At 65.7% G+C, this 23,353-nt stretch carries 16 protein-coding genes and 1 tRNA gene; 9 read left to right on the forward strand and 8 right to left on the reverse strand.

The window, feature by feature from the left end; translation table 11 throughout:
• The first annotated feature begins 12 nt into the window (after positions 1 to 12).
• The 6 genes from LGY53_RS25190 to LGY53_RS25215 all read left to right on the forward strand — a co-directional run bounded on the left by LGY53_RS25190 (position 13) and on the right by LGY53_RS25215 (position 4,642).
• The gene (locus LGY53_RS25190) at positions 13 to 1,404 is read left to right on the forward strand and encodes an FAD-binding oxidoreductase (RefSeq protein ID WP_225729185.1); all 1,392 of its coding nucleotides are present in this window, start codon (positions 13 to 15) and stop codon (positions 1,402 to 1,404) included.
• On the forward strand, positions 1,401 to 2,714 hold the full coding sequence (locus tag LGY53_RS25195; protein WP_225729186.1) for a cytochrome P450: 1,314 nt from the start codon (positions 1,401 to 1,403) through the stop codon (positions 2,712 to 2,714). Before LGY53_RS25190 ends, LGY53_RS25195 begins: the two co-directional genes overlap by 4 nt.
• Entirely contained in the window at positions 2,711 to 3,421 is a 711-nt protein-coding gene (locus LGY53_RS25200) for a CatB-related O-acetyltransferase (protein ID WP_225729187.1), read from the forward strand. The genes LGY53_RS25195 and LGY53_RS25200 overlap by 4 nt, the downstream gene beginning before the upstream one ends.
• The gene (locus LGY53_RS25205) at positions 3,408 to 3,833 is read left to right on the forward strand and encodes an SRPBCC family protein (protein ID WP_225729188.1); all 426 of its coding nucleotides are present in this window, start codon (positions 3,408 to 3,410) and stop codon (positions 3,831 to 3,833) included. The genes LGY53_RS25200 and LGY53_RS25205 overlap by 14 nt, the downstream gene beginning before the upstream one ends.
• Before the next feature lie 2 nt (positions 3,834 to 3,835).
• On the forward strand, positions 3,836 to 4,516 hold the full coding sequence (locus LGY53_RS25210; RefSeq protein WP_225729189.1) for a type 1 glutamine amidotransferase domain-containing protein: 681 nt from the start codon (positions 3,836 to 3,838) through the stop codon (positions 4,514 to 4,516).
• Positions 4,517 to 4,565: 49 nt separating this feature from the next.
• A tRNA-Pro gene (locus tag LGY53_RS25215) sits at positions 4,566 to 4,642 on the forward strand.
• 336 nt (positions 4,643 to 4,978) lie between these two features.
• Here the strand turns inward: LGY53_RS25215 and LGY53_RS25220 are convergent.
• Entirely contained in the window at positions 4,979 to 5,218 is a 240-nt protein-coding gene (locus LGY53_RS25220) for a hypothetical protein (protein ID WP_225729190.1), read from the reverse strand.
• A 312-nt stretch (positions 5,219 to 5,530) separates the two neighbouring features.
• On the opposite strand from LGY53_RS25220, the gene LGY53_RS25225 reads away from it, so the two are divergent.
• On the forward strand, positions 5,531 to 6,712 hold the full coding sequence (locus LGY53_RS25225; protein WP_225729191.1) for a hypothetical protein: 1,182 nt from the start codon (positions 5,531 to 5,533) through the stop codon (positions 6,710 to 6,712).
• A gap of 87 nt (positions 6,713 to 6,799) precedes the next feature.
• On the opposite strand, the gene LGY53_RS25230 is transcribed toward LGY53_RS25225, so the two are convergent.
• The 7 genes from LGY53_RS25230 to LGY53_RS25260 form a co-directional block, all read right to left on the reverse strand.
• A complete protein-coding gene (locus LGY53_RS25230; RefSeq protein ID WP_225729192.1) occupies positions 6,800 to 7,459 on the reverse strand; it encodes a 1,4-alpha-glucan branching protein in 660 nt (219 codons plus the stop codon).
• Positions 7,460 to 7,530: 71 nt separating this feature from the next.
• Complete coding sequence (locus tag LGY53_RS25235) at positions 7,531 to 8,742, reverse strand: cytochrome P450 (protein ID WP_225729193.1); 1,212 nt, start codon at positions 8,740 to 8,742, stop codon at positions 7,531 to 7,533.
• Positions 8,739 to 10,028 carry an MFS transporter gene (locus tag LGY53_RS25240; protein WP_225729194.1) on the reverse strand — a complete coding sequence of 430 codons (1,290 nt, stop codon included), beginning with the start codon at positions 10,026 to 10,028 and terminating at the stop codon, positions 8,739 to 8,741. The genes LGY53_RS25235 and LGY53_RS25240 overlap by 4 nt, the downstream gene beginning before the upstream one ends.
• A 73-nt stretch (positions 10,029 to 10,101) precedes the next feature.
• Positions 10,102 to 15,879, reverse strand: a complete 5,778-nt coding sequence (locus LGY53_RS25245; protein ID WP_225729195.1) for a non-ribosomal peptide synthetase — start codon at positions 15,877 to 15,879, stop codon at positions 10,102 to 10,104.
• 7 nt (positions 15,880 to 15,886) lie between these two features.
• Positions 15,887 to 16,948, reverse strand: a complete 1,062-nt coding sequence (locus tag LGY53_RS25250) for an amino acid--tRNA ligase-related protein (protein WP_225729196.1) — start codon at positions 16,946 to 16,948, stop codon at positions 15,887 to 15,889.
• Positions 16,948 to 18,363 carry an FAD-binding oxidoreductase gene (locus LGY53_RS25255; protein ID WP_225729197.1) on the reverse strand — a complete coding sequence of 472 codons (1,416 nt, stop codon included), beginning with the start codon at positions 18,361 to 18,363 and terminating at the stop codon, positions 16,948 to 16,950. The genes LGY53_RS25250 and LGY53_RS25255 overlap by 1 nt, the downstream gene beginning before the upstream one ends.
• Before the next feature lie 46 nt (positions 18,364 to 18,409).
• Positions 18,410 to 21,745 (reverse strand): non-ribosomal peptide synthetase, encoded by a 3,336-nt coding sequence (locus tag LGY53_RS25260; RefSeq protein WP_225729198.1) that lies wholly within the window; start codon positions 21,743 to 21,745, stop codon positions 18,410 to 18,412.
• Positions 21,746 to 21,925: 180 nt separating this feature from the next.
• Between LGY53_RS25260 and LGY53_RS25265 the strand changes: the two genes are divergently transcribed.
• Positions 21,926 to 22,204: a hypothetical protein gene (locus LGY53_RS25265; RefSeq protein WP_225729199.1), complete on the forward strand. Its 279-nt coding sequence runs from the start codon at positions 21,926 to 21,928 to the stop codon at positions 22,202 to 22,204.
• On the forward strand, positions 22,177 to 23,295 hold the full coding sequence (locus LGY53_RS25270) for a nitric oxide synthase oxygenase (protein ID WP_225729200.1): 1,119 nt from the start codon (positions 22,177 to 22,179) through the stop codon (positions 23,293 to 23,295). Before LGY53_RS25265 ends, LGY53_RS25270 begins: the two co-directional genes overlap by 28 nt.
• The last annotated feature ends 58 nt before the right edge of the window (positions 23,296 to 23,353 follow it).

Raw genomic sequence — 23,353 nt, forward strand, 5'->3', positions numbered from 1 at the left:
TCTGGAGAACCCATGGACGACAACGTGATTCAGCCATTTCGTGCCGGTTTGGCCGGTACCGTCATAGTTCCCGGCGAGCCGGGATACGACCGCGCCCGCGCGGTGCACAACGGGCTCATCGACCGCAAGCCCGCGCTCATCGTCCGCTGTATCGGCGCCGCCGACATCCGCGCCGCCCTGCGATTCGCCGTCGCGGAGGGGCTGCCGGTGGCGATCCGCGGCGGCGGGCACAGCGTGGCCGGGCACGGCACCTGCGACGGCGGGCTGCTCGTCGACCTGTCCATGATGCGGGGCGTCCGCACCGATCCGCTGCGGCGCACCGTCCGCGTCCAGGGCGGTGCGACGCTCGGCGATCTGGACCGCGAAACCCAGCTGCACGGGCTCGCCACCCCGAGCGGGCAGGTGTCCAAAACCGGGATAGCCGGGCTCACGCTCAGCGGCGGCATGGGCATGCTGCAACGAAAATACGGCCTCACCTGCGATAACCTCTTGTCGGCCGATATCGTCACCGCGGACGGTTCGCTGGTGCGGGCCAGCGAGACCGAGGATGCGGAGCTGTTCTGGGCGCTGCGCGGCGGCGGCGGGAACTTCGGCGTCGTCACCTCATTCGAATTCCGGGCCCACCCGGTGACCACCGTCTACGGCGGGCTCATCGCCTATCCGATAGACCGGGCCGCCGAGGTTTTGGCCTTCCTGCGCGATTTCATCGCCGACGCGCCGGAGGAGCTCAGCGCCGACGCGATCTTCCAGCATGTGCCGCCCATCCCCGTCTTTCCGGCCGAACACATCGGAAAACGGGTGATCGGCATCTTCGTCCGATACGCGGGCACGGCCGAGGCGGGCGCCGAGGCGATCCGGCCGATCCGCGCGTTCGGCACGCCGATCGTCGACTTCGTCGCGCCGATGGACTACACCGGCGTGCAGTCGCTGCTGGATCCGCTCAACCCCTTCGGCGGCCTCAACTATTGGACCGGCGAATATCTGCCCGCCTTCGGCGCCGCGGAAATCGATGCCGTCGCCGAGATCGGCGCCACCCTGCCCTCGGGGCATTCGATCGTCGAGGTGATCCCCTTCAACGCCGCACCGACCAGAATCCCCACGGACGCAACGGCTTTCGCGCAACGCACGGAGAGCTGGCTGATCCACGTGATGGGTCAGTGGCAGGGCCCCGCCGACACCGAACGCTGCCGCGACTGGGCCAGGGCGGCCGGCCGCACGCTGCGCGCCTTCAGCCACGGCAACACCTATCTGAACCTCGTCGGTGACGACGAGGACACCGATCGGGTGCGCGCGTGCTGGGACGACCGCCGCCTCGCCCGGCTCGCCGCCGTCAAGGCGCGCTGCGACCCGGACAACATGTTCCGCTTCAACCACAACATCGCGCTCGCCGAGGTATCCCCATGACCCGCAACGATATCGACGACACCACGGCCATCTTCCATCCCGACAGCTACGTGCGCGGCGTGCCGCACGAGGCGTTCGCCAGGCTGCGGCATGCGGCCGCCGCGGTATGGGTCGAGGAACCCGCCGTCGACCACCTCGCACCCGGCCCCGGCTTCTGGGCCGTGCTGCGCCACGCCGAGGCACAGGTCGTACTGCGCACGCCGCGGCTCTTCTCGTCCAGCCGCGGCCTGACCCAGATCTACGACGCGACGCCGCAACTGCTCGGACCGCTGCGCCGGATGATGATCAATATGGATCCGCCCGACCACGGCCGGATCCGCGGTCTGCTGGCCCGCTCGTTCACCCCGCGCGCGGTCGCCATGCTGGAGGAACGCATCCGCGAGCACGCCGATCGCCTGGTCGCCGCGGTGGCGCGACGCGGTGCTGCCGATTTCGCCCGCGATATCGCCGCGGACCTGCCGCTGCTGAGCCTCGCGGATCTGCTCGGCATACCCGAGTCGGACCGATGGCTCATGTTCGACTGGAGCAACCGGGTGATCGGCCTGCTCGACGCCGAATACAACGCCAGCGACGCCTTCGACGTCGCCAACGCCAGCCCGATGGCCCGCGCCGCGCTGCGGGTGCGCCCGCAACCCGACGCGGACGGCAGGATGCCGGACTCGCGGCATCCGTTCGGCATGGCCGATCTCTACGCGTACGCGCGTGCGCTGGGCGAATATCGGCGTCGCCATCCCGGCGACGACATCATGTCGATCCTGCTGCAGCAGGCCGACCGGGTCACCCTCGACGAATTCGAGCAGGTGTTCTTCCTGTTCTCGGTGGCCGGGAACGAAACCGTCCGAAACGCGTTGCCGGGCGGCATGTTCGCGCTGCTGTCGCATCCGGACGAATATCGCAGGCTGTGCGCGGATCCCGGCCTGCTCGACAGCGCGGTCGAGGAGATGCTGCGGTGGTGGTCGCCGGTCACCCAATTCCGGCGCACCGCCGACGCCGACACCACCCTCGGCGATGTGCCCATCGAGGAGGGCGACAAGGTCGTCGTCTTCTTCGCCTCCGCCAACCGGGACGAGCGGGTATTCGCGGATCCGGACCGGTTCGACATCACCCGCGACCCGAACCCCCATCTGGCATTCGGGCACGGACCGCATTTCTGCATCGCCGCCCATCTGGCCCGAACTCAGATGCGCGCGATGTTCGCCGCAGTGCTCGAACAGCTGGGTGAGGTCGAACTCGCCGGTGAACCTCAGCGGCTGCGGTCGAACTTCCAGAACGGCATCAAACATCTGCCGATCGAATGGCGGACGGCATGAGCGAGCTGGCGGCGCCGGATCCCGACCGGCTCTACCCCGCCCTGTACAGCCCGCGTGCGGGTGGTGCGATCGAACTGCAGCGGGTGGTCTTCCTCAAACCGCTCGTGCAGTCGGAGCTCACCGAGGTCGGCGACTACACCTACTACGACGACCCCGACGACCCGACCGGCTTCGAACGCAACAACATCCTGTTCCACTACGGGCCGGACCGGCTGGTGATCGGCAGATACTGCGCGCTGGCCCGGCGCGTCCAATTCTTCATGAACGCCGCCAACCACCGGGTGACCGGCGTATCCACCTATCCGTTCCCGCTGTTGGGCGGGGCATGGACACAGGCGGCCGAACTCTTCCGCGACCGCCCCTACCGCGGCGACACCGTCGTCGGCAACGACGTGTGGATCGGGCAGGAGGCCGTCATCATGCCCGGCGTGCGAATCGGCGACGGCGCGATCGTCGCCGCCAGATCCGTTGTCACAGTGGATGTTCCGGACTACGGGATCGTCGCGGGCAATCCGGCCCGGCTGGTGCGGCTGCGGTTCGACGCGGAGCGAATCGCGCTGCTGCGCCGGATCGCCTGGTGGGACTGGCCGGTCGACGAGGTCACCGCACACCTGCCGGTGCTGATGGCGGGCACCGTCGACGAACTGGCATCCGTCGCGCGCGAGCGCGGCCTGATCGAGGAGGCAACCTCCGATGTGGACCTTTGAACACAGCGTCGAAACATCCGCCGAACCCGCCGCCATCTGGCGGCTCTACACCGACGTTTCGCACTGGCCCACCTGGAACAACGCCGTCGAACAGGTCCGGCTGAACGGCCCGTTCACCGCGGGCGCCACCGGCGAACTCACCCCCACCGGCCAGGAACCACTGCCCCTGCGCATCGCCGCCGCCACCGAGAACACCGGCTACGTCTCGGAAACCGAAATCGCCGACACCGTCACCCTGCGCCTCGTCAACACCCTCACCGCACTGCCCGACGGACGCACCAGAATCACCCACCGCGCCGAACTGGTCGGACCGGCCGCGGACCACTTCGGCCACAGCTTCGGCCCCGCGCTCACCGCGGGCATCCCACGATCGGTCGAAACGCTGGCCGCCCTCGCCGAACACAAGGATTGACCATGCGCGCCATCCTCGCCATGACAAGCTGCGACCGCATCGGCGACCGACCCACCGGCGCCTACGCATCGGAACTAGCCGACGCCTGGAAAGTATTCCGCGACAACGGCTTCCAAGTCGACACGGTATCGGTGCGCGGCGGCCGCCCACCACTCGAGGCGATCGACGAACGAGATCCGGTGCAGCGAGCCTTCTTCCGCGACCCACAAATGCGCACCAAACTCGCCCACACCGCACGACCATCCGAAATCGAGCCCGCCGCCATCCTCTTCCTCGCAGGCGGACACGGCGCCGCACTGGACTTCCCGGACGCCACCGACCTGGCCCACCTGATCCGACGACACCACGAAGCCGGCAGCGTCATCGCCACCGTCTGCCACGGCCCAGCGGCCCTCCTCAACGCCGGCACCCTGGTAGTCGGCAAAAAAATCACCTGCTTCACCAACGCGGAAGAACGCGCCGTCGGCATGACCCGCCACGTCCCCTACCTCCTCGCCGACGAACTCGCCGCCCGCGGCGCCGACATCACCACAGGACCGAGCTTCCTCCCCCACGTAATCACCGACGGCCACCTCATCACCGGCCAAAACCCCGCCTCCGCCACCGAAGTAGCCACGCGGGCAGCCCATTTGGCGACGACCGCCACCCCACAAAACACCCATCTTCCAGGCGATTCGTCGTGACGCAACACCCTGAGGTAATCTCTTCGAGCACCCAAAACAACCGGTGCAACGGGCTGTGGCGCAGTTTGGTAGCGCACTTGACTGGGGGTCAAGTGGTCGCAGGTTCAAATCCTGTCAGCCCGACCAGGTCAGAGGCGGTTTTCCGCCTCTGCGGGTCACGTTTTGTGGACCAATCGTGGACCAGGGCTGTCGCCCTCGGTATGACGGGTCTGTCGGGCATAGGCGCAGTGTACGAGTTCAGCGGGCGCTCCGGCGGCGTCTCGAAGGGCCGAACCACCGTTACCAGCCGCCGAACAGTATGTGACCGGACCATATCGGTTCGAGATGTTAGAGGATATCTCCCACTGGATTCCCGAGGAAGCGCCCCGGAAGCGCTGACCCGGCTGATCATGGAACAAATGAACGGACTGAATTTCGGGGGTGGTCGGATGGTGATCGTCGCGAAGGCGGACCGATACGAAATCAGTCGTCGTAACCATTTGTTCGAGGCAGCACGATAATCGTCGTGCGCTCTGTCTCGATCGGCTCGGGCTGATCGTCGCCGCGAAACACGCGAATCGCGATCAAGAGCTGGATCGCGGCGCACAGAAATTTTATCAATAGTATCCAGTCGATCTCGCTACTCTCTCCCATGGTCAAAGCGACGATTACAAGTATTGGCGAAAGTGTGGCATAGAACGCCTTTTTCGTTGGTCGGTACATTTCGATCTCCGATAACTGGGAGCCGTGGAAGTTGTCTTGCCATCAATGTTGTCGACGTTCCGGCGGACCTCGCGGGGAGCTAATATGGACATCGACCGGACATCATGGGGACCGCATGCGGACAATGCTCCCCATACTTGGTGCGATCTTTGTACTGTTCGGGACGACGGGTCGAAAAGAGTTGTAATGGCTGGACGAAGCTCCCACGTTCCGCGGACTGTTCTCGAAAAGTTGCTCCGCGAACGGGACCGAACCTACGACGAGGTCGTACAGGATTTCGAAGCGCTCGCACGGAAGCTGAACGAGCACGGGGTGAGTATCACCGCGCGGCATCTCCGGCGGCTGGCCTCGGGCGAGCGGGCGGGTACCACGCCGGCCACGCGCCGAGTCCTGCAGGCGCTGTTCCAACTGCCCATCGACGAGTTGCTGAAGACCTGGTCTCCGCAATCGGGCGACTCCATCTCGGCCGTCGACCAATCAGTCGGACAATCTGGTTTGGAGCTGTTGACCATGGCCGCGGAGCGATCACGCAAGTTCTCCCTACAACAACGAGTGGTTACGAATGCCGAAGAAATAGATCTGCTCACCGACGAAATCCGGGAATTGGCCTCGATGTACCAGCGCGAGCCGCTTCCGCTGATACTGGGGAAGCTCTTGAATGCGCAGGAAGCCATATTCTCCTCGCTCGAGCAGCGGCAAAAGCCCGCGAATGCGCGGCAGTTGTATTTTCTCGCCGCGATAATCGGCGGCATATTCGGCTACGCAAGTGAAGATGTCGGGCGATTTCAGCTCGCACTCACTCACGCGCGGGCCGCTTATATGTGGGCGGAGTATGCCGATCACCATGGACTGCGAGCCTGGGTTCGAGGTATCCAGTCGTATATCTGCTATTGGGACAACAAACCGTGGGATGCCGTTCGATACGCCAATTCGGTTGCCGATCTGGCGACCGTAACACGTGGCACCTCGATTCCGTGGCTCTACTCGAATGCGGCCAGGGCATGGGCAGCACTCGGCAATATCGAGAAGACCGCCGAAATGAACGATCTCGCTGATGCGACATATGAGCGTTCCGAGCTGGATGAACTGGACGGATTCGGCGGCATCTGTACCTTCGGACACTCCAGGCGCCTGTACTACGCGGCCCGCGGATTAGCGGCCCTGGCCACCCCGCCCCCGGCAACAGAGACATACTGCGTTCGAGCAGTGGACGCCTATCGGGATCCGAACCAACCCGACTGGGACTTCGATTGTGAAGCGGAGTCGCGAATCAGTCTGGCCCTGACCCGGTTGGCCGGCGGCGAACTCGATGGCGCTCTGGAACCCCTGGGCCCGGTATTCGGTCTGGCACCCGAACGACGCACCAATGACCTCGTCAAAACGTTCGGCTTACTCCATCGGTCGCTGAACAATTTCCAGGTCCACAAGGCGCACGAGCTTCAAGAGCAGATCGAGGCATTCACCCACACGTCATTGCGCGAGTTCCCGATCTGACCCGCTGATCGCCTTCATGCGACGAATGTGGCGAAGGCGGACCACAGCAGCGGCGAGTGATCGTTGCTCGGGGAGGGCGGGTCGGGGTCAGCGGTGTCGAGCCCAGGCGATGCAGCCGCGGGCTGACGTACCGTCGGACAGCAGCCAGTCGGCGATGATGTGTCCGTCAGCGGCGGGGGCTTCGCCAGCCGCCAGGGCACGGACCAGCCGGATCACCAACTGACATGGCGTATCCGACGCGTCGCCGAGGCGGACGGTCACCTGCGTGCCGTCGGGATCGTCCGAGGTCGTGAAGGATTCCACTACGTCCGGCAGGCCGGGGCCGGTCCATGTCGCCTGGACTCTGCGGTCGACCTCGTCGCTGACGGACTGCATCTGGGCCTGCACGCGCCCGGCCAGCAGGGCGATCAGCTCGGCCACGGCGACCGGGTCGCCGAGCGCGTCGTAGACCCAACGCTTGCCGAGTACGCCGTGCTCGGTGGTGCCGACGAGGGCGTGGTCGGCCCCCTCGAGGCGCTCGCCGCGGTAGGTCATCGGCACCAGATAGGTGCGTTCGGGCTCGCCGGAGGTCTCGGTGACGATCTTGAACTCGATGCCGACCGCACCCTGCGGGTCGTCGAGGCGGAACCCGCCCGCATCGGTCAGCACGGGCTCGGCCGGGCCGTGGTACCACGGCCTGCTCGGCAGCCACGCGGCCAGCAACTCGAGCTTGGTCGGCGTGATCGTTGTGTGGTGAATGACGGCCATGGCCTGCCCTTCCGTATGGTGTCGATCTTGTTATATCTGTGAATCTCGGGTCTTGCTCCGCGCCGGCGACGCTACGAGTTCGACCGGAGCAACTTCACGGGCAGGCGTTCCAGGCCGTTCACTACGACGGAGTCGAGCCGCGTCGGTACCCCGTCCAGTTCGATCGCGATGGATCTGTCGAGGAGTTCGGCGAAGAGGAATCGGATCTCGACGCGGGCCAGCGTGCTGCCGACACAGAAGTGCGCGCCGGCGCCAAGAGATAAGTGCCGGTTGGGATTTCGGGTCACGTCGAAGCGGTCGGGATCGGCGAACACGTCCTCATCACGATTCGCCGAGGGCAGCCAGACAACCACCCGTTCGCCGGCGCTGATGTGCCGACCGCGGACCTCGACCGGCCGCGTAGCGGTGCGCATCAGGTGCGTCGCACTGGACGTCCAGCGAAGCACCTCTTCAACCGCGCCGGGCAGGAGCTTCGGGTTCTCGACGAGCAGCCGCCACTGGTCCGGATGCTCGAGGAACGCGAGTATCCCTCCGGCCGCCGCGAGGCGGGTGTTCTCCGTGCCGGCCACGAACAAGTTATCGCAGTTGAGGACGATGTCCTCCCGGCTGAGCCGCGCACCCTCGACCTCGGCCGCGGCCAGCACACTCACCAGGTCGTCACCCGGGTGGGCTGCCTTGTCCGCCGCGAGATCCCCGAAGTACTCCATGATCTGCAAGTGGGCGAGCCGCCTGGTCATCGCGTCCCCACCGCCGAGTGCTTCGCGGCTCAACCTGAACAGGTTCTCCCAGTCCGACTCGGGCACTCCCATCATGACGCAGCTCATATAGAGCGGTATCCGCGCCGCGATGTCGCCGACGAAGTCACAGCGCTCCTGCTCCAGTACCAGGTCGAGCACGCTCGCGGCGACCTCGCGCACTTTGGCCTCGAAGGCCCGCACCGAACGGACGGTGAACCATCCGTCGACCAGCCCTCTCAGCTCGCGGTGGCGGGGCGGGTCGGTGAGTGCCAGGGTCCGGCCACCCCCGGGGTCCGCGCCATGCCCCGAAGGCCGCAGGAGTATGCCGCCGGCCGAACTGAACGTTTCCGCGTCGCGCAGGACGGCCTTGACATCCTCATACTTGGTCAGCGCCCAGAAACCGGGGTAGTCGGTCGGGTCATGGTGATGCACGGGATCGTTCTCGCGGAGCCACCGCCACTGGGCGAACGGGTCACCTTCGGAGTAGAGCCCCGGCTGTACCAGGTTGATACGGTTCGGCGAATCGGTGATGTCGACAGGGATCATGCGTATTCTCCACCGGTCAGGGGTTCCGTCGGGAGGTCTCGCCGATGCCGCACCGGCCCGATGAGAAGCGCGCCGGTGCTGAGGGTGATCACGATCCCCACTACCAGCAGCGCGGTTCTGGGGCCGTAGACACTGCCGAGTACGGCGCCTATTAGGGATCCCAATGGCATGCAGCCCTTGTTCAGCAGGGTGAAAACGGCACTGCACCGGGCGAGTAACCGCTCCGGCACGTACGACTGGACGAACGTGCCGAGCACGACGTTGGCCACGCTGATACCGGCCAGATAGACGGCGGACCCGACGACGAAGAAGGTGAGCCCACCGCCATGAAAGCTGAGCGGAATCAGCAGGGTGAACGGCGCGGACACGGCGACCGCCAGCAGGAGCGCCCGGGCGGTGCCGAGCCGGCGGCAGAGTCGAGGCGTCGCCATCGCGCCGAGGATCCCGCCGATGTTCGTGATGGCGACGAGTACGCCGGCGACGCCCGCGTTGACGCCGATCGTCTGCACGAGGAATACGATCGCGACGGCCATCATCATGGCGTCCCCGATATTGCCCAGACCTTCGTACAGGGTCATTGTTCGGAGGTACGGGTTTTTCGCGACGAATACCACGCCGTCCTTGATCTCGGTGCGCAGTGAGGTCCGCGGCCCGTCCGACGGCTCGCGAGCGGGCTCGTGCGGGGGAATGCGGACAAGGCACAAGGCCGAGTAGGCGAAGGTCAGACCATTGATGAACATTCCGGTGACAGCGCCGAACAACTGGGAGACCACACCGCCGACCCCGGGCCCGCCGACCTGGGCTGCCGTCGCGCTCGCCTCCAGGATGGAATTTCCTTCGGCGCGGTCCGGCCCGGCGAGCAGGGACTTCAGGTATGGCTGGTAGGCAGCCGTGAAGAAGACCTGCGCGGCGCCGCCGATCAGGAGGGTGATCGCGAGTTCGGCGATCGTGACGGTCCCGGTCCAAGCCATGATCGCGATGCTGACGAACGCCAGGAACGCGACGATGTCGGCGACCAGCATGATCGGCCGCTTACGGTGGCGGTCCACCCACGCACCGACCGGCAGGCCGATCACGAACCAGGGCAACCACAGGCAGGACTGCAACAGACCCACAGCCAGTGTCCCCGTGTGCAGCACCTCCAGGGCGATGAGCGGAACCACCACGACGACCATCTGCGAGCCGAGTGTGCTGATGGTCTCGCCCAGCCAGAACAGCCGGAAGTTGCGATGCCTGAGCAGGATGTTGCTACGCCGCGGCTCCGCCTCGGCGACGGTGGGCCTCATCTCACCCCCTTCGGGTTCTGCTCGGTCTCGCTCGTCCCCATGGTCTGGGCGGAATGCATCCGTCCTGTCCACGTCATCGCGGCTTCGATTGGGACGAGTGCTGCAGTTCGTCGAGGCGTTCGGCGAGTTTGCCGGGTGTGGGCGCGGCGAAGAGGTCGCGGACCTTCACGTGAACGTTCATGACCGTCCAGATGCGGCTGACCATCCGGCTGGCCAGCATCGAGTAACCGCCGAGGGCGAAGAAGTTGTCGTCCACGCCGACATCGGGGACGTCGAGGATCTCCTTGAACAGATCGCAGAGCATCTGTTCCCGCAAGGTGGGCGGGGCATCACGGTCTCGCTCGGCGCCGCCCTCGAACTGCTCGTCCTCACGCAGCGACCCGTTCCACTTCCATTGGGTCAATTGGCGGTCGCGTTCTGCGGGGGTGAGCAGGTCCAGTTCGCTGATCCGCAGGTCCTGCTCGTCAACGACCAGTTCCAGTAGCCGCAGCAACCGCTCCCCCAGCACCGACACCGTGCTCTCGTCGAACAAGTCGGTGGCGTACTCGATCACCAACTCCATACTCGCCGGGCCGTCACTCGCGTCGCGATGCTCCTCGAAGATGACCGACAGGTCGAACTGCGCTGAAACCAGAGACTCCGGCATTGTCCGGACATCGACGTCACCGAGTCGCAAGCTGTCGCTGTAGGAAACGTCGTCGAGTGCTAAGAAGACCTGGAACAGTGGGTGGTAAGCGGTGGAGCGTTCCGGGTTGACTGCCTCCACCACCCGTTCGAACGGCACATCCTGATACGAATACGCCTCCAAATCCACCGCATGGACCCGGTCGAGCACCTCACGGAATGTCGGATCCCCCGACAAATCCGTGCGCAGGACCAGTGTCTCGACGAAGAACCCCACCAGATTCTCCTGCGCCTCATCGGTGCGCCCCGCGAACGCCGTGCCCAACGGGATGTCCTCCCCAGCGCCGTACGCCGACAACAACACCGCCAACCCCGCATGCAACACCATGAACAGCGTGCAGCCCTGCTCCCGCGCCAACTCCACCAACCGCCCGTGCAGATCGGCCGCCACCGGCGCCCGCATCACCGCACCTCGATACGACGCCACCGCCGGCCGCGGACGATCCACCGGCAAATTCAACAACGCCGGAGCGCCTTCCAGCCTGCGCCGCCAGAACTCGACCTGACCGGCCAATACGTCCTCTCGGCCCCCACCCATCAACAACTCCCGCTGCCAGATCGCGAAATCCGCGTACTGCACCGGCAACGGCGCCCAATCCGGCACACCACCCGCCACCCGCGCCTCGTAGGCCTGCGACAAATCCCGCGCGAACACCCCCATCGACCAACCGTCCGAGGCGATGTGATGCATCACCACCACAAACACAGCCTCACCCGGTCCGGTCACGAACAACGCCGCCCGCACCGGAATGTCCACTCGCAGATCGAACTCCCGCGCCGCGAACCGCTCCACCAACACATCCACGTCCCCGGCATCCACATCCGCACACGCCAGCAACGACCCCACCCCCTCCACGTCCATCACCCGCTGCTCCGGAACCCCCTCCACATCCGCGAACACCGTCCGCAAACTCTCATGACGCCCCACCACATCACGCAACGCCAACCCCAACGCCTCCGCCGAAACCTCCCCCGACAACCGCCACACCGCCGGCACGTGATAAGCCGCCCCCGCACCACCCCGATCCAAAAACCACAACCGGAACTGCGCAAACGACAACGGCACCCGCACCGGACGCACCACCGGCACCAAAGCCGGACGAACACCACCGGTGATCGTGTCGAGCCGCTTCGCGAGCCTGCGGATGGTGGGCGCGTCGAAGAGGTCGCGAACGGTCGCGTCGATGTCCAGGACGGCCCTGATTCGGCCGAGGAGGCGAATCGCGAGAAGGGAATGGCCGCCGATGGCGAAGAAGCTGTCGTCGACACCGACGCCGGGGATGCCGAGAACCTCTTCGAACAGGTCACGCAGGATCGTCTCTCGGATGGTGCGCGGAGCGCGGTCCGACATCGGCGCGTAGTCGGGGACAGGCAGCGCGTCGCGGTCGAGTTTTCCGTGGATGGTGCGCGGAAGCTCGTCCAGCACCACGATCGCCGCGGGCATCATGTACTCGGGCAGGAAGCCCTCCGCGGCCTGACGTACCTCGGTGATCGCCACGGTCGCACCGGGGGCGGGGACGACGTAGGCGACGAGTCGCTTATCCCCCGGAACGTCGTCGCGCACGACGACGGTGGCCTGTCCCACCCCTGGCATGGTCTGAAGGACGGTCTCGACTTCGCGTGGCTCGATCCGGTAGCCGCGGATCTTCACCTGCTCATCGGTGCGGCCGAGGAATTCGAGTTCGCCGCCGCTGTTCCATCGGGACAGGTCGCCGGTGCGGTACATCCGCTCGCCCGGAGCGCCGAACGGGCAGGCCACGAAGCGGGCGGCGGTCAGGTCCGGGCGGCCGGTGTAGCCGCGTGCCAGTCCCGCCCCCGCGACGTAGAGCTCGCCGGCCACGCCGACGGGCCGCAGGTTCAGGTGCGGATCGAGCACGTACACCCGGGTGTTCACCAGGGGGCGGCCGATCGACGCCCGGCCGCCGGAACCGGCCGAATGGTGTCCGAGGGCCGCGATCGAGACATCGTCGGAGCATTCGGCCGGCCCGTACACATTCATCAGCGCGTTCTTCGGGAAGCGCGCATACCATGACGTGATCAGATCTGCCGACAACTCCTCACCGTGCACCAGCATCAGCCGCAGGCCGGACAACCATTCGGGCGGAGCACTGCCGGCGTCGAGCACGTCGAGCACGGCTCGGAGCATGGCGGGCACGATCTGCAGGACCGTGATCCGATGCTCGTCCACGCATTTGAGCATGGCGATCGGGTCACGCGCGGTGTCCTGATCCATGATGTGCACCCGGCCGCCGACCGCCAGCATGGTCAACGCCTGCCACACCGACACGTCGAACGTCAGCGGGGCATTGAACGCCATGACGTCGCGCGAGGTGAGGCCGTACAGTTCGACGACCGCCCGCAGGTGATTGGACAGGCCGCGTCGCGGTACCGCCACCGCCTTCGGGCGGCCGGTCGATCCCGAGGTGAACACCAGGTACGCCAGGCAGTCACGGTTCACGTCCAGCCCGGTATCCGGGTCGCCGCCGACCGGCGCGGGCGTCTCCGGATCCACGACCGTGACCTGGTGCTCGGCTGCCGCGGCTATATCGACGGCGCGGTCCCGCAGCCCGGCCTCGGCGATCAGGAGCGTGACACCGCTGTCCTTCAGCATTCGCGCCGCCCGCGAGACCGGAGTGCCCGCGTCCAGTGACAGGTAAGCGGCGCCGGCCCCCAAGATCCCGACTATCACCGCTTCGTACCACGCGCTACGTTCGGACAGCACCGCCACGGGCACATCCGGGCCGGCCCCCATCCCGGCCAGCACCCGGGCAACGTTGTCCGCCTGCCGGGTCAGCTCCTGGTAGGTGACCTCGCGATCCGCGCCGGAGACCGCCACGGCATCCGGGCTGCCCCCGGCGAACCGGCGCACGCAGTCGAGGAGTTCGAGCGGTTCCTCTTCTCGCGGTGCTCCGTTCCACTGCGTCAGCTGGTGGTCGCGTTCGGCCGGGGAGAGTAGGTCCAGTTCGCTGATCCGCAGGTCCTGCTCGTCAACGACCAGTTCCAGCAGCCGCAGCAACTGCTCCGCCAGCACCGTCACGGTGCTCTCGTCGAACAAGTCGGTGGCGTACTCGATCACCAACTCCATGCCCGCCGGCACATCGTTCTCGTCGCGATGCTCCTCGAAGTCGAATGCCAGGTCGAACTGCGCCGTCTGAGCGGGTCCGGGCACCTTTCGCACGTCGACGTCGCCCAATCGGAGGCGGCTGCTGTACGAGCCGTCGTCGAGTGCGAAGAAGACCTGGAACAGTGGGTGGTAAGCGGTGGAACGTTCCGGGTTGACTGCCTCAACCACCCGTTCGAACGGAACATCCTGGTGTGAGTACGCCTCGAGGTCCACCTTGTGGACCCTGTCGAGTACCTCACGGAATGTCGGATTTCCCGACAGGTCGGTGCGCAGGACCAGTGTCTCGACGAAGAACCCCACCAGGTTCTCCTGCGCTTCGTCGGTGCGCCCGGCGAACGCCGTGCCAAGCGGGATGTCTTCCCCGGCGCCATAGGCCGATAACAACACCGCCAACCCCGCATGCAACACCATGAACAGCGTGCAGCCCTGCTCCCGCGCCAGTTCGAGCAACTGCCCATGCAGCCCAGCCGACACCTGCGCTCGCACCACGGCACCCCGATACGACGCCACCGCCGGTCGTGGACGATCCACCGGCAGGTTCAACATCGCCGGAGCGCCTTCCAGCCTGCGCCGCCAGAACTCGACCTGACCGGCCAGCGCCTGCTCCCGGCCCGCGTCCGTCAGCAGCTCTCGCTGCCATATCGCGAAGTCCGCGTACTGCACCGGCAACGGCGCCCAATCCGGCATACGACCCGCCACCCGCGCCTCGTAGGCCTGCGACAAGTCCCGCGCGAACACTCCCATCGACCAGCCGTCGGTAGCGATGTGATGAGCCACCACTACCAACACAGCCGCCCCCGGTCCGGTCACGAACAACGCCGCGCGCACCGGAATGTCCACTCGCAGATCGAACTCCCGCGCCGCGAACCGCTCCACCAACACATCCACGTCCCCGGCATCCGCATCCGCACACGCCAGCAACGGCCCCACCCGCTCCAGGTCCATCACCCGCTGCTCCGGAACCCCCTCCACATCCGCGAACACCGTCCGCAAACTCTCATGACGCCCCACCACATCACGCAACGCCAACCCCAACGCCTCGGCGGAAACCTCCCCCGACAACCGCCACACCGCGGGCACGTGATAAGCCGCCCCCGCACCACCCCGATCCAAAAACCACAACCGGAACTGCGCAAACGACAACGGCACCCGCACCGGACGCACCACCGGCACCAAAGCCGGACGAACACCACCGCGACCGAAGAAGTCCGAACCCGGATCGCCGGCACGGTCCTGCGGCGAGATGACGCCCGGAGCCTGCACCGCCAGTGTCACGAGTCGGTCGACGGCCGGTTCACGCATGATCTCGTTGCGGCCCGCGGCCAGAGAGGTGACGGAAAGCTGCGATCCGATCAGCGCGCACCAGCGCTCCGCGCGATCCCAGTGCCGCACTTCTTCCTGTAGGCGATCGTCCTCGTCAGCGGTTTCCGCCAGGCAGGCGTGCACGAGCAGCACCGGATAGTCGGCCTGCGGATGCCGCGGCCGCTCGCCCGTGAGGTACCGCTTCCACGCGGCCGAGTTGGCGCTGCGGACCGTGCTGGCGGAGCCCTCCGTATTTCTTGTGCGGGAAAGGTCGGGCGCCTCCGACTGCGCCGCCTCCAGCGCGTGCCGCACCAGCTCGTCGGCATCGTCGAGCGTTCCTGGCGGCGGGCTGTCGACGAGGATCAGCCGGGCGATCTTCGCGCCGGCCCGACGCAGCGCCTGCGCCGTCTCCCAGGCCAGCAGCCCGCCGAGTCCCCATCCCACCAGCACCGGCGCCACCGCCGGGCCGCTGTCGTTCGCGACGTCGTTCCGGATCGCGGCGGCGTAGCTCTCGGCCATCTCGACCAGGCTCTCCTGCGCCGGCTGACCGTGCAGGCCCGCGGACTCCACCCCGATCACTCGGGTGCCGCTCGGCCACAGGCGCGCCAGATCCCAGTAACCGAGCGTGCCACCTCCGACCGAGTGCAGGCAGTACACACGGTGGTCCCCGGCAGACCGCCGCAGCGGCACCAGGTTCGCGTCCAGGGTCTGCGGCGCATCCGTCCGCAACGAAGTACTCATCATGTCCTCACGGGCGCACGACAGCGGCGGGCCAGGCCGGTGGCTCATCAATACGCGAGATGATCGGGATATCACGGATGTCGTCGTGCCGAAGCACCCACATCAGGAAACGGTCGACGCCCATGCCGAAGCCGGCGGTCTTCATCGGCGCCTCATCCCGCATTCGGATGTACCACTCGTAATCCGACTGGACCACCCCGTGCATATCCATCGACTTGCGCAGCTCGCCGGAATCGCTGTGCCGTTCGCCGGAGCCGATGATCTCCCCCAGGCCGAAGAACAAGTCGGCGTTGGCGGCGTAGCGGGCGCCCTGATCTGCGAACGCATGATAGAAAGGCACACTCATGGTCTCGAAGTTCCGCACCCACACGATCTCGTCCACCTTCTCCATCACGGCCTGTTCACCCTTCCGGGTGAGTTCCGAGAAGTTCTCGCCCGTCGTGACCGCGCCTTCGATATCGCAGACCAGTCGCACGGCCTCCGCATAGGAGATCTGTTCGAAGCTTCCGTTGCGGCCCGCCACCCGCTGCAGGTGCGAGATGTCGCCGCGCGCGACGGCCAGTCGATCCCCCATGCCGTCGAGCACGGCGCCGGAAAGTGCCCGAATGTAGCCCTCGACGTATTCGATGAGATCGTCCAGGTCTCCGGGGATTTCCGCCTCGCTGTGCGTGTACTGACCCAGGTGTGTGGCATCGGGCGAATCACTGCGGAACGACGGCATGATGGTGTAGCACCCGCCACAGGCGGTCCGGCAGCCGTACTCCAGGGCGAACTGCATGGAGTCCACCAGGAACGAGTCCACTCCGCTGACGCAGACCGGGACCGGCCCGGCATCGCTGCCCGCCGCCGGGGCACAGGTGACCGTCCGTGTCGTTATGGGCAGATGCAGCCATTTGAGCCCGCGCGAGGATGCGTATTCCACGGTCGCCCGGGTGACGACGTCGTGCAGATCCGAAACCAGCTGGTACCAAGGCGAACCGATGGCTTCGACGAAGGCTCCCGGAACGTTGTAGTCCGTCAGATGAGGCGGACGCACGATCCCGCCGCCGTTCAAGATTGATGGAGTCATCAATTCTCCCCGTATTTAGCAGTGTCATTCATGACCGGCTGGATGTTCTTGTTGTGACGGAAGACGTTTCGCGGGTCGTACCGCGCCTTGACGATCCCGAGCCTGCGCTGCCGCTCGGCCCCGTAGATGCGGGAGATATCGCCGTCGGTCTCGTCCTGGACGTAGTTCACGTACGTCCCACCGAAGTGGTGCGGCCGCAGCGAGTCGACGCCGCGCCTCGACCATTCGACGTTCTCGGCGTCGTCGGCGGGGTCGGTCCACTGGGCTGACACCGTGTAGATATACGGCGCGTCCCGGCAGGGAAAGGCAGAGCTGTCGGACGGAATATCCGAAATCGCGCCGCGGAGATATTCGAAGTCGATCGACGATCGTGGGCTGCGAATATCCCGAGCGGACTCCAGAGCTCTTTCTCGCACCGCGGCAGACAAATCCGCCAGGTAGCACGACTTCGTGAAGTACCGGTTGCCGAACGGCTCGCTGCTGTCCCCGAGGGACTGGAGCTCGGCATACGAGATCCGGCGCTCCAGGGTCGCCGACGGCGGCACGCCGTCGAGCAGTGGAGCTATGGCCTCCGGTGCGCCGCCGTGCTCACCGAACCAGGCCGCACTGAAAAACAGGGCCGGACGCCCACGAAGCCCGGCGGGAATCCACTCCTGGTCGCCCGCGTATTTCATGCTGCCGACCGTGTGCAGGTCGGCCGGCTGCCGACCGGCGAAAGCTCCGTAGGCCGTCAACGCCGCATCGGCGGCTTCCAGCGAATAGACGCCGGTCCAGAGGAAGACATCCCGAACCGGCCTCAGCCGCAGTGTGAACCGGGTGACGACGCCGAAGTTCCCGCCGCCGCCGCGCAGCGCCCACAGCAGATCCTCGTACTGTCCGGGGCCGTCGCCTGCCTGCACGACACGGCCGTCGGCGAGAACGACCTCGGCGGCGACGATGTGGTCGCACGTGAGACCCCATTTGGTCGCCAACCAGCCGTAACCGCCTCCCAGGGCCAGCCCTCCGAGCCCCGTGTGGGACACCACCCCGGCCGGGCAGGCCAGGCCGTGGGGCGTCGTGGCGGCGTCGACATCACGCAACAGACATCCGCCCTCGGCGTAAGCCAGACGTGCCACCGGATCGACGGTGACCTGACGCATCAACGAGAGGTCGATCTGGACCGCGTCATCGGCCACGGCCAGTCCCGCGACATTGTGACCCCCGCCGCGCACCGTCACGGGCAGACCCGCGTCGACCGCACAACGCAGGACCACGCTCACGTCATCAGCCGTCACGCACCGGCAGATGGCGAGCGGATACCGGTCGTGCATTCCGTTCCAAACGCCCCTGCGGTCTTCGTATCCCGATGACTCCGCGAGCAGCAGACGATCGCCCAACTGCGCGCGCACTTTTTCGAAGAAGTCGTTCTTGCCCACGAGCTGCTTTCTCACCCTTTCGGTAGCGAACGGTTCGGCGACGTGATCAGTCATCGGACCGTTGCCCGATCAACTCGTCGATCGCCGCGGCGAGACCGGTCACGGTCTGACTGGTCCACAGCTGCTGGACGGACAACTTGATATCGAACGTTTTGCTGAGCCGATCCACCATCCGCATCGCCTGGAGCGAGTTCCCGCCCATGTCGAAGAAGCCGCCCTGGGGGCTGGCGCCCGCCCCGAGGTCGAGGATCTCGGCGAAGCAGCGGGCTACCTGTTTCTCCGTCGCGGTCACCGGTGCGGCCGAGTCGGCGCCGCCGTTCGCGCCGCCGGGCACGGGCAGCGCCTTCCGGTCGACCTTCCAGCCGTCCTCGTTCATGGGGAATTCGTCCAGGAACACCCATGCGCTCGGTATCGCGTAGTCCGGCAGCGATTCCCCCAGGTGCCGGCGCAGCTCTTCGATGCCGACCGGCTCTCCCACCGACGTGAGGTACGCGATCAGCCGGTTCTCGCCGTGGCTGTCGGGACGCATCAGGACCACCGCTCGCCGGACGCCGGGATGCGAGTGCAGTGCGGTCTCGATCTCGCCGAGTTCGATCCGCAGCCCGCGCAGCTTCACCTGGTTGTCCATCCGGCCCAGGAAATCGAGCTGCCCGTCCGCGTTCCAGCGGACCAGATCACCGCTGCGGTAGACCCTGCCGGACGGATCGAACGGATCGGTGATGAACTTCTGCGCCGTCGCCTCGGGCTGGTTCAGGTAGCCCCGGGCAAGTCCGCCCTCGTCACCGCCGATGAGCAGTTCGCCGCTGACGCCCTTGGGGACCAGGTTGTCCCATCGGTCGACGACGTACACCTGCCGGTTCGGGTGCGGACGGCCGATCGGCGGCGACATCCGCCATTCGATGTGATCCACCTTGTACTCGGTCTGCGCGACCGCGCATTCCGTCGGCCCGTACAGGTTGAGGAAGGTCCGGCCCGGCAGGTTCCACTTGTTGACCAGAGCCGGGTCGAGCCCCTCGGCTCCGCCCACGATGTACTTCAGATCCGGGAGCGACTCCGGATCGAGCAGCGACTGCATGCCCAGCGGCAGTGCGGCATAGGTGACGCGCTGCTCGCGCATCAGCGTGCTGAGCGCCTCGATGGACTGCAGGTCGTTCGCGTGGACCGCGACGATCGTCGCGCCGACCAGGAAGGCGGTCCACATCTCGCCCTGCGACTGGTCGAAACTCAGTGCGGGCAACTGGAGTAGGCGATCCGCGGCCTCGAACCCGAACGAATCACGGAATGCCGCACGGAACAGCGACATCCCCCGGTGCTCGATCAGTACACCCTTCGGCACGCCGGTGGAACCCGACGTGTAGAGGACATAGGCAAGCGAGTCCCCGGCCACCTCCGGCAGTGGTGTGTCATCGGCGGTGGCCTCGATCTTCGGCCAGTCGGCGTCCAGCACGACAGTGACCCGGTCCGACGTTTCGGGAAGCGAGTCCACGAACGTCGAGCGGGTGAGGACCACGGGAGCAGCGGTGTCGCGTATCAGCAAACCGATCCGGGCGGCCGGCAGCTTCGGGTCCATCACCGCGTACGCGCAGCCGGCCTTCAGAACGCCGACCATGGCCACGAACGCGTCGATCTCCCGGTCCAGCACGATGGCCACCACCTGCCCTGGCTTGACCCCGAGCGTGCACAGGTATCGCGCCAGCCGGTCACTGCGTCGGCCGAGTTCGCCATAACTCAGCTCGACACCACCACACACCACGGCGACGGCGTCCGGCCGCGTCCGCGCGACCTGGTCCACGCTCACATGCAGCGGGTCGGTCGAGTACTCGGCCTGCTCGCCTTTCCCCAAGGCGAACAGCTCGTCCCGTTCCCGGCGCGTCAGCAGGGGCAGCTGCGACAGCCGCAACGACGGCTGGCTCACCGCCGCGGTCAGCACGACCTCGAGGTGATCGAGCAGCGCGCTGATCCGCCACTCGTCGAAGAGGTCGCGCGAGTATTCGATGCGAACCGTCAGGTGATCGTCTTCCTCGATGAACTCGATCACCATGTCGAAGGCCAACCCCATCGCGCTCATGGGAATCGGCGTGCAGATCAGCCCCGGCAGATCGAGGTCCGCGCCCGAATCCGCCTGGCGCAGCAGCTGAGCCTCTATCTGGAACAGTGGGTTCTTCCCGGGCACGCGGACCGGCTGGAGCTTCTCGACGATCAGGCTCAGCGGGACTTCCTGATGGTCGTACAGATCGATGTTGGCGTCCGTCACACGCTCCAGCAATTGGCTGAAGGTGGGGTCGCCGGACAGATCGGTGCGCAGGACGACCATGTTGACGAAACACCCGACCGTACGCTCCGAGTCTTGGTCCCCACGGTTGAGCATGGGCACGCCCACCGGGAGGTCGTCCTGGCCCGTATACCGGCTCAGCACCACGTTCAGCGCGGATACGAGGACCATGAACAGCGACGCGCCGTGCTCCTCGGCAAGGAGCCGCAGCCGGGTCAGCAACTCGTCCGGGTAGGGCTTGACCACGGTCGCCTCGCCGCGGCTCGGCCCCTCCCGGCGGGGCCGGTCCTCGGGAAAGTCCAGCGTAGGCAGCCCGGACAGGCGTTGCGTCCACCAGGCCAGCTCTTCGTCGAGCCGCTCGCCGCGCAACCGCGTCCGCTGCTGGGCCGCGTACCGGCCGTATGACGGCCCCGGCTCGCCGAAGTCGGGCTCGCGCCCCTCCAGCAGCGCCCGGTACGCCAGGCCGAGATCGTGCGTCATCAGCGAGTTCGACCAGCCGTCGGTCGCGATGTGATGCACGATCTGCACGAGCACGTGATCGTCGTCCGCCAGCTCGAGCAGCCGGTACCGGTACAGCGGCCCGTGCTCCAGGTCGAACGGGATATCGGCCAGCCGGCGCACCTCGTCCTGGCACAGCCGCATCCGCTCGTCCTCGGTGGATCCGCCGAGGACGAGCGTCGGAAGTTTGACCGGCGCGGGCGGCTGCGCCACCTGGAAAGGCACTCCGTCGACGGAGTGAAAGGTCATCCGCAGCGCGTCATGCCGCGCCACGATGTGCGTCAGGGAGTTCTGCAGGATATCGAAACGAAGCGATCCACGAAGCCGAACGGCTGAAATGACATGGTAAGCCATCGCGCCGGGGTTGAGCTTTTCGAGAAACCAGATCTGTTCCTGAACAAAGGACAGCGGAACGCCCTTTTCAGGGGCTGGCGATATGGTCATTCCTGCACTCCAAATCCGGTCCTCGTACCTGGCAATCAATCTAAACGCGATGTCGCGATCACACGACAAAACCGAGAGAATCGATCCTTCCGCACGGAAAAGCTTCGCGAACGGTTCGAGGGTGAAGTTCGTCGGTCCGAGTTTGCCATCGCGCAGCTGGCGCCGCAAGGCTCAGTTCTGTCGAACATGTTCGCCTACAACCAAATTCGCGATGGCGGCCGGAAATGTCAAGACACCAGAATCCGGGTCAAGACACCAGAATCTGGGGGTTGCTCAGGATTCATGATCCGTTGACAACTTGAACAAATAACTGACACCATTGAGCTTGCTCGCTAATGCTCGGTAACAATGGAGAACCTTGTGGTCGAGGACGTAGACGGACCTGCCGGTGCATTACGGGTACGCCGGCTCGCTGCGGCGGGTTCGCTGGCCGAAGCGGGTTTCATCCGCACAGAAAGTGCCACAGAACTTTATTTAACAAATTACCCATACGGGTCAGCTTCTCCGGCAAGCTCTGAAACAGGCGGCTCGATGTCGGCAGCTCACTCCAACGGAAAGCGTATTATCACCATGACAATTCTCTATCTGACGCCCGAGATGTGTTCGCAGCGGTTTGTGCGTGTATGAGTATCTGCCAGGAAGCGGAGCAATTCTATTCACTTCCTGACCTGGAATCACTGGTTCCGCCGAACCGGCTTCAGGAAATATTCCGCGATATCGAGACCACAGGTCATTACACACCGACATCTGAAGAACTGCTGGCCGGGTCCAAACTCGCCTGGCGCAATCATGCTCGCTGTCCAGGGAGGTACAGCTGGCGGAGTCTCAAGCTCATAGATGCTCGCTCATGCGAGAGCCCCGAAGAGGTTGCCGAGATGTGTTGGGAACATCTCAGGGTCTCCACCAACAAGGGCCGGCTGCGGCCGGTGGTCACGATATTCAAACCCTGGCGCCAATCCGACAACCAAGTTCGAATCGCAAATTCACAGCTCATTCGGTACGCGGGGTACAAACTCCCCGACGGACGAGTCGTCGGTGATCCCGAACAGGTGGAGTTCACCCAGCGGGTCATCGACATGGGCTGGCGGGGAGCGGGCACCGAATTCGATGTCCTACCACTGGTGATCTGCGTCGACGGCAAGCCGCCGGTCATGTTCGAGGTTCCTGACGACTGCGTCCTGGAAGTCCCGATCATCCATCCGCGGTTCGACTGGTTCCGGGAGCTCGATCTGCGATGGCATGCCAATCCGGCTATTTCGAACATGTGTCTGGAGATCGGCGGCTACCGGTACACGGCCGCACCGTTCAGCGGCTGGTACGTCGGCTCGGAGATCGGGGCACGCAATCTGAGCGATGTCGGAAGGTACAACGTGCTCCCGCGCATCGCGGAGCGAATGGGACTGGATATGCGTCGTAACGCATCGCTCTGGCGCGATCGTGCGCTACTCGAGTTGAACGAGGCTGTCATCTACAGCTACGCCGAGGCGGGTGTCTACCTTGTGGATCATCACACGGCGGCCGCGCAGTTCGTGTCGCACGTCGAGCGCGAGGGCGCGGCGGGCCGCTCGGTGCCCGCGGAGTGGGCCTGGATAAACCCGGCCATGTCGCCGACTACGACTCCGACATATCACCGAACGTTTGATCCGCCGGACTTCGATATCCGACCCAACTTCTTGAAACAGGATCCGCCTGAGCCCTGGTTCACCGACGGGCGGTGACCACGGTGCCCATCGTTTTCGTTCTCATCAGTGCGGCCTTGGCCTATGCGGCCCAGTA

The sequence above is a fragment of the Nocardia sp. JCM 34519.1 genome, assembly GCF_020361265.1.
In the GTDB taxonomy this organism is placed as follows: domain Bacteria; phylum Actinomycetota; class Actinomycetes; order Mycobacteriales; family Mycobacteriaceae; genus Nocardia; species Nocardia arthritidis_A.

What these genes read in the sequence shown, in the direction of transcription:
- LGY53_RS25230 (WP_225729192.1), bottom strand. Translation starts at nt 7,459, where the DNA reads ATGGCCGTCATTCACCACACAACGATCACGCCGACCAAGCTCGAGTTG.
- LGY53_RS25210 (WP_225729189.1), top strand. Translation starts at nt 3,836, where the DNA reads ATGCGCGCCATCCTCGCCATGACAAGCTGCGACCGCATCGGCGACCGA.
- LGY53_RS25240 (WP_225729194.1), bottom strand. Translation starts at nt 10,028, where the DNA reads ATGAGGCCCACCGTCGCCGAGGCGGAGCCGCGGCGTAGCAACATCCTG.
- LGY53_RS25220 (WP_225729190.1), bottom strand. Translation starts at nt 5,218, where the DNA reads ATGTACCGACCAACGAAAAAGGCGTTCTATGCCACACTTTCGCCAATA.
- LGY53_RS25245 (WP_225729195.1), bottom strand. Translation starts at nt 15,879, where the DNA reads ATGAGTACTTCGTTGCGGACGGATGCGCCGCAGACCCTGGACGCGAAC.
- LGY53_RS25235 (WP_225729193.1), bottom strand. Translation starts at nt 8,742, where the DNA reads ATGATCCCTGTCGACATCACCGATTCGCCGAACCGTATCAACCTGGTA.
- LGY53_RS25200 (WP_225729187.1), top strand. Translation starts at nt 2,711, where the DNA reads ATGAGCGAGCTGGCGGCGCCGGATCCCGACCGGCTCTACCCCGCCCTG.
- LGY53_RS25205 (WP_225729188.1), top strand. Translation starts at nt 3,408, where the DNA reads ATGTGGACCTTTGAACACAGCGTCGAAACATCCGCCGAACCCGCCGCC.
- LGY53_RS25195 (WP_225729186.1), top strand. Translation starts at nt 1,401, where the DNA reads ATGACCCGCAACGATATCGACGACACCACGGCCATCTTCCATCCCGAC.
- LGY53_RS25190 (WP_225729185.1), top strand. Translation starts at nt 13, where the DNA reads ATGGACGACAACGTGATTCAGCCATTTCGTGCCGGTTTGGCCGGTACC.
- LGY53_RS25265 (WP_225729199.1), top strand. Translation starts at nt 21,926, where the DNA reads ATGGAGAACCTTGTGGTCGAGGACGTAGACGGACCTGCCGGTGCATTA.
- LGY53_RS25250 (WP_225729196.1), bottom strand. Translation starts at nt 16,948, where the DNA reads ATGACTCCATCAATCTTGAACGGCGGCGGGATCGTGCGTCCGCCTCAT.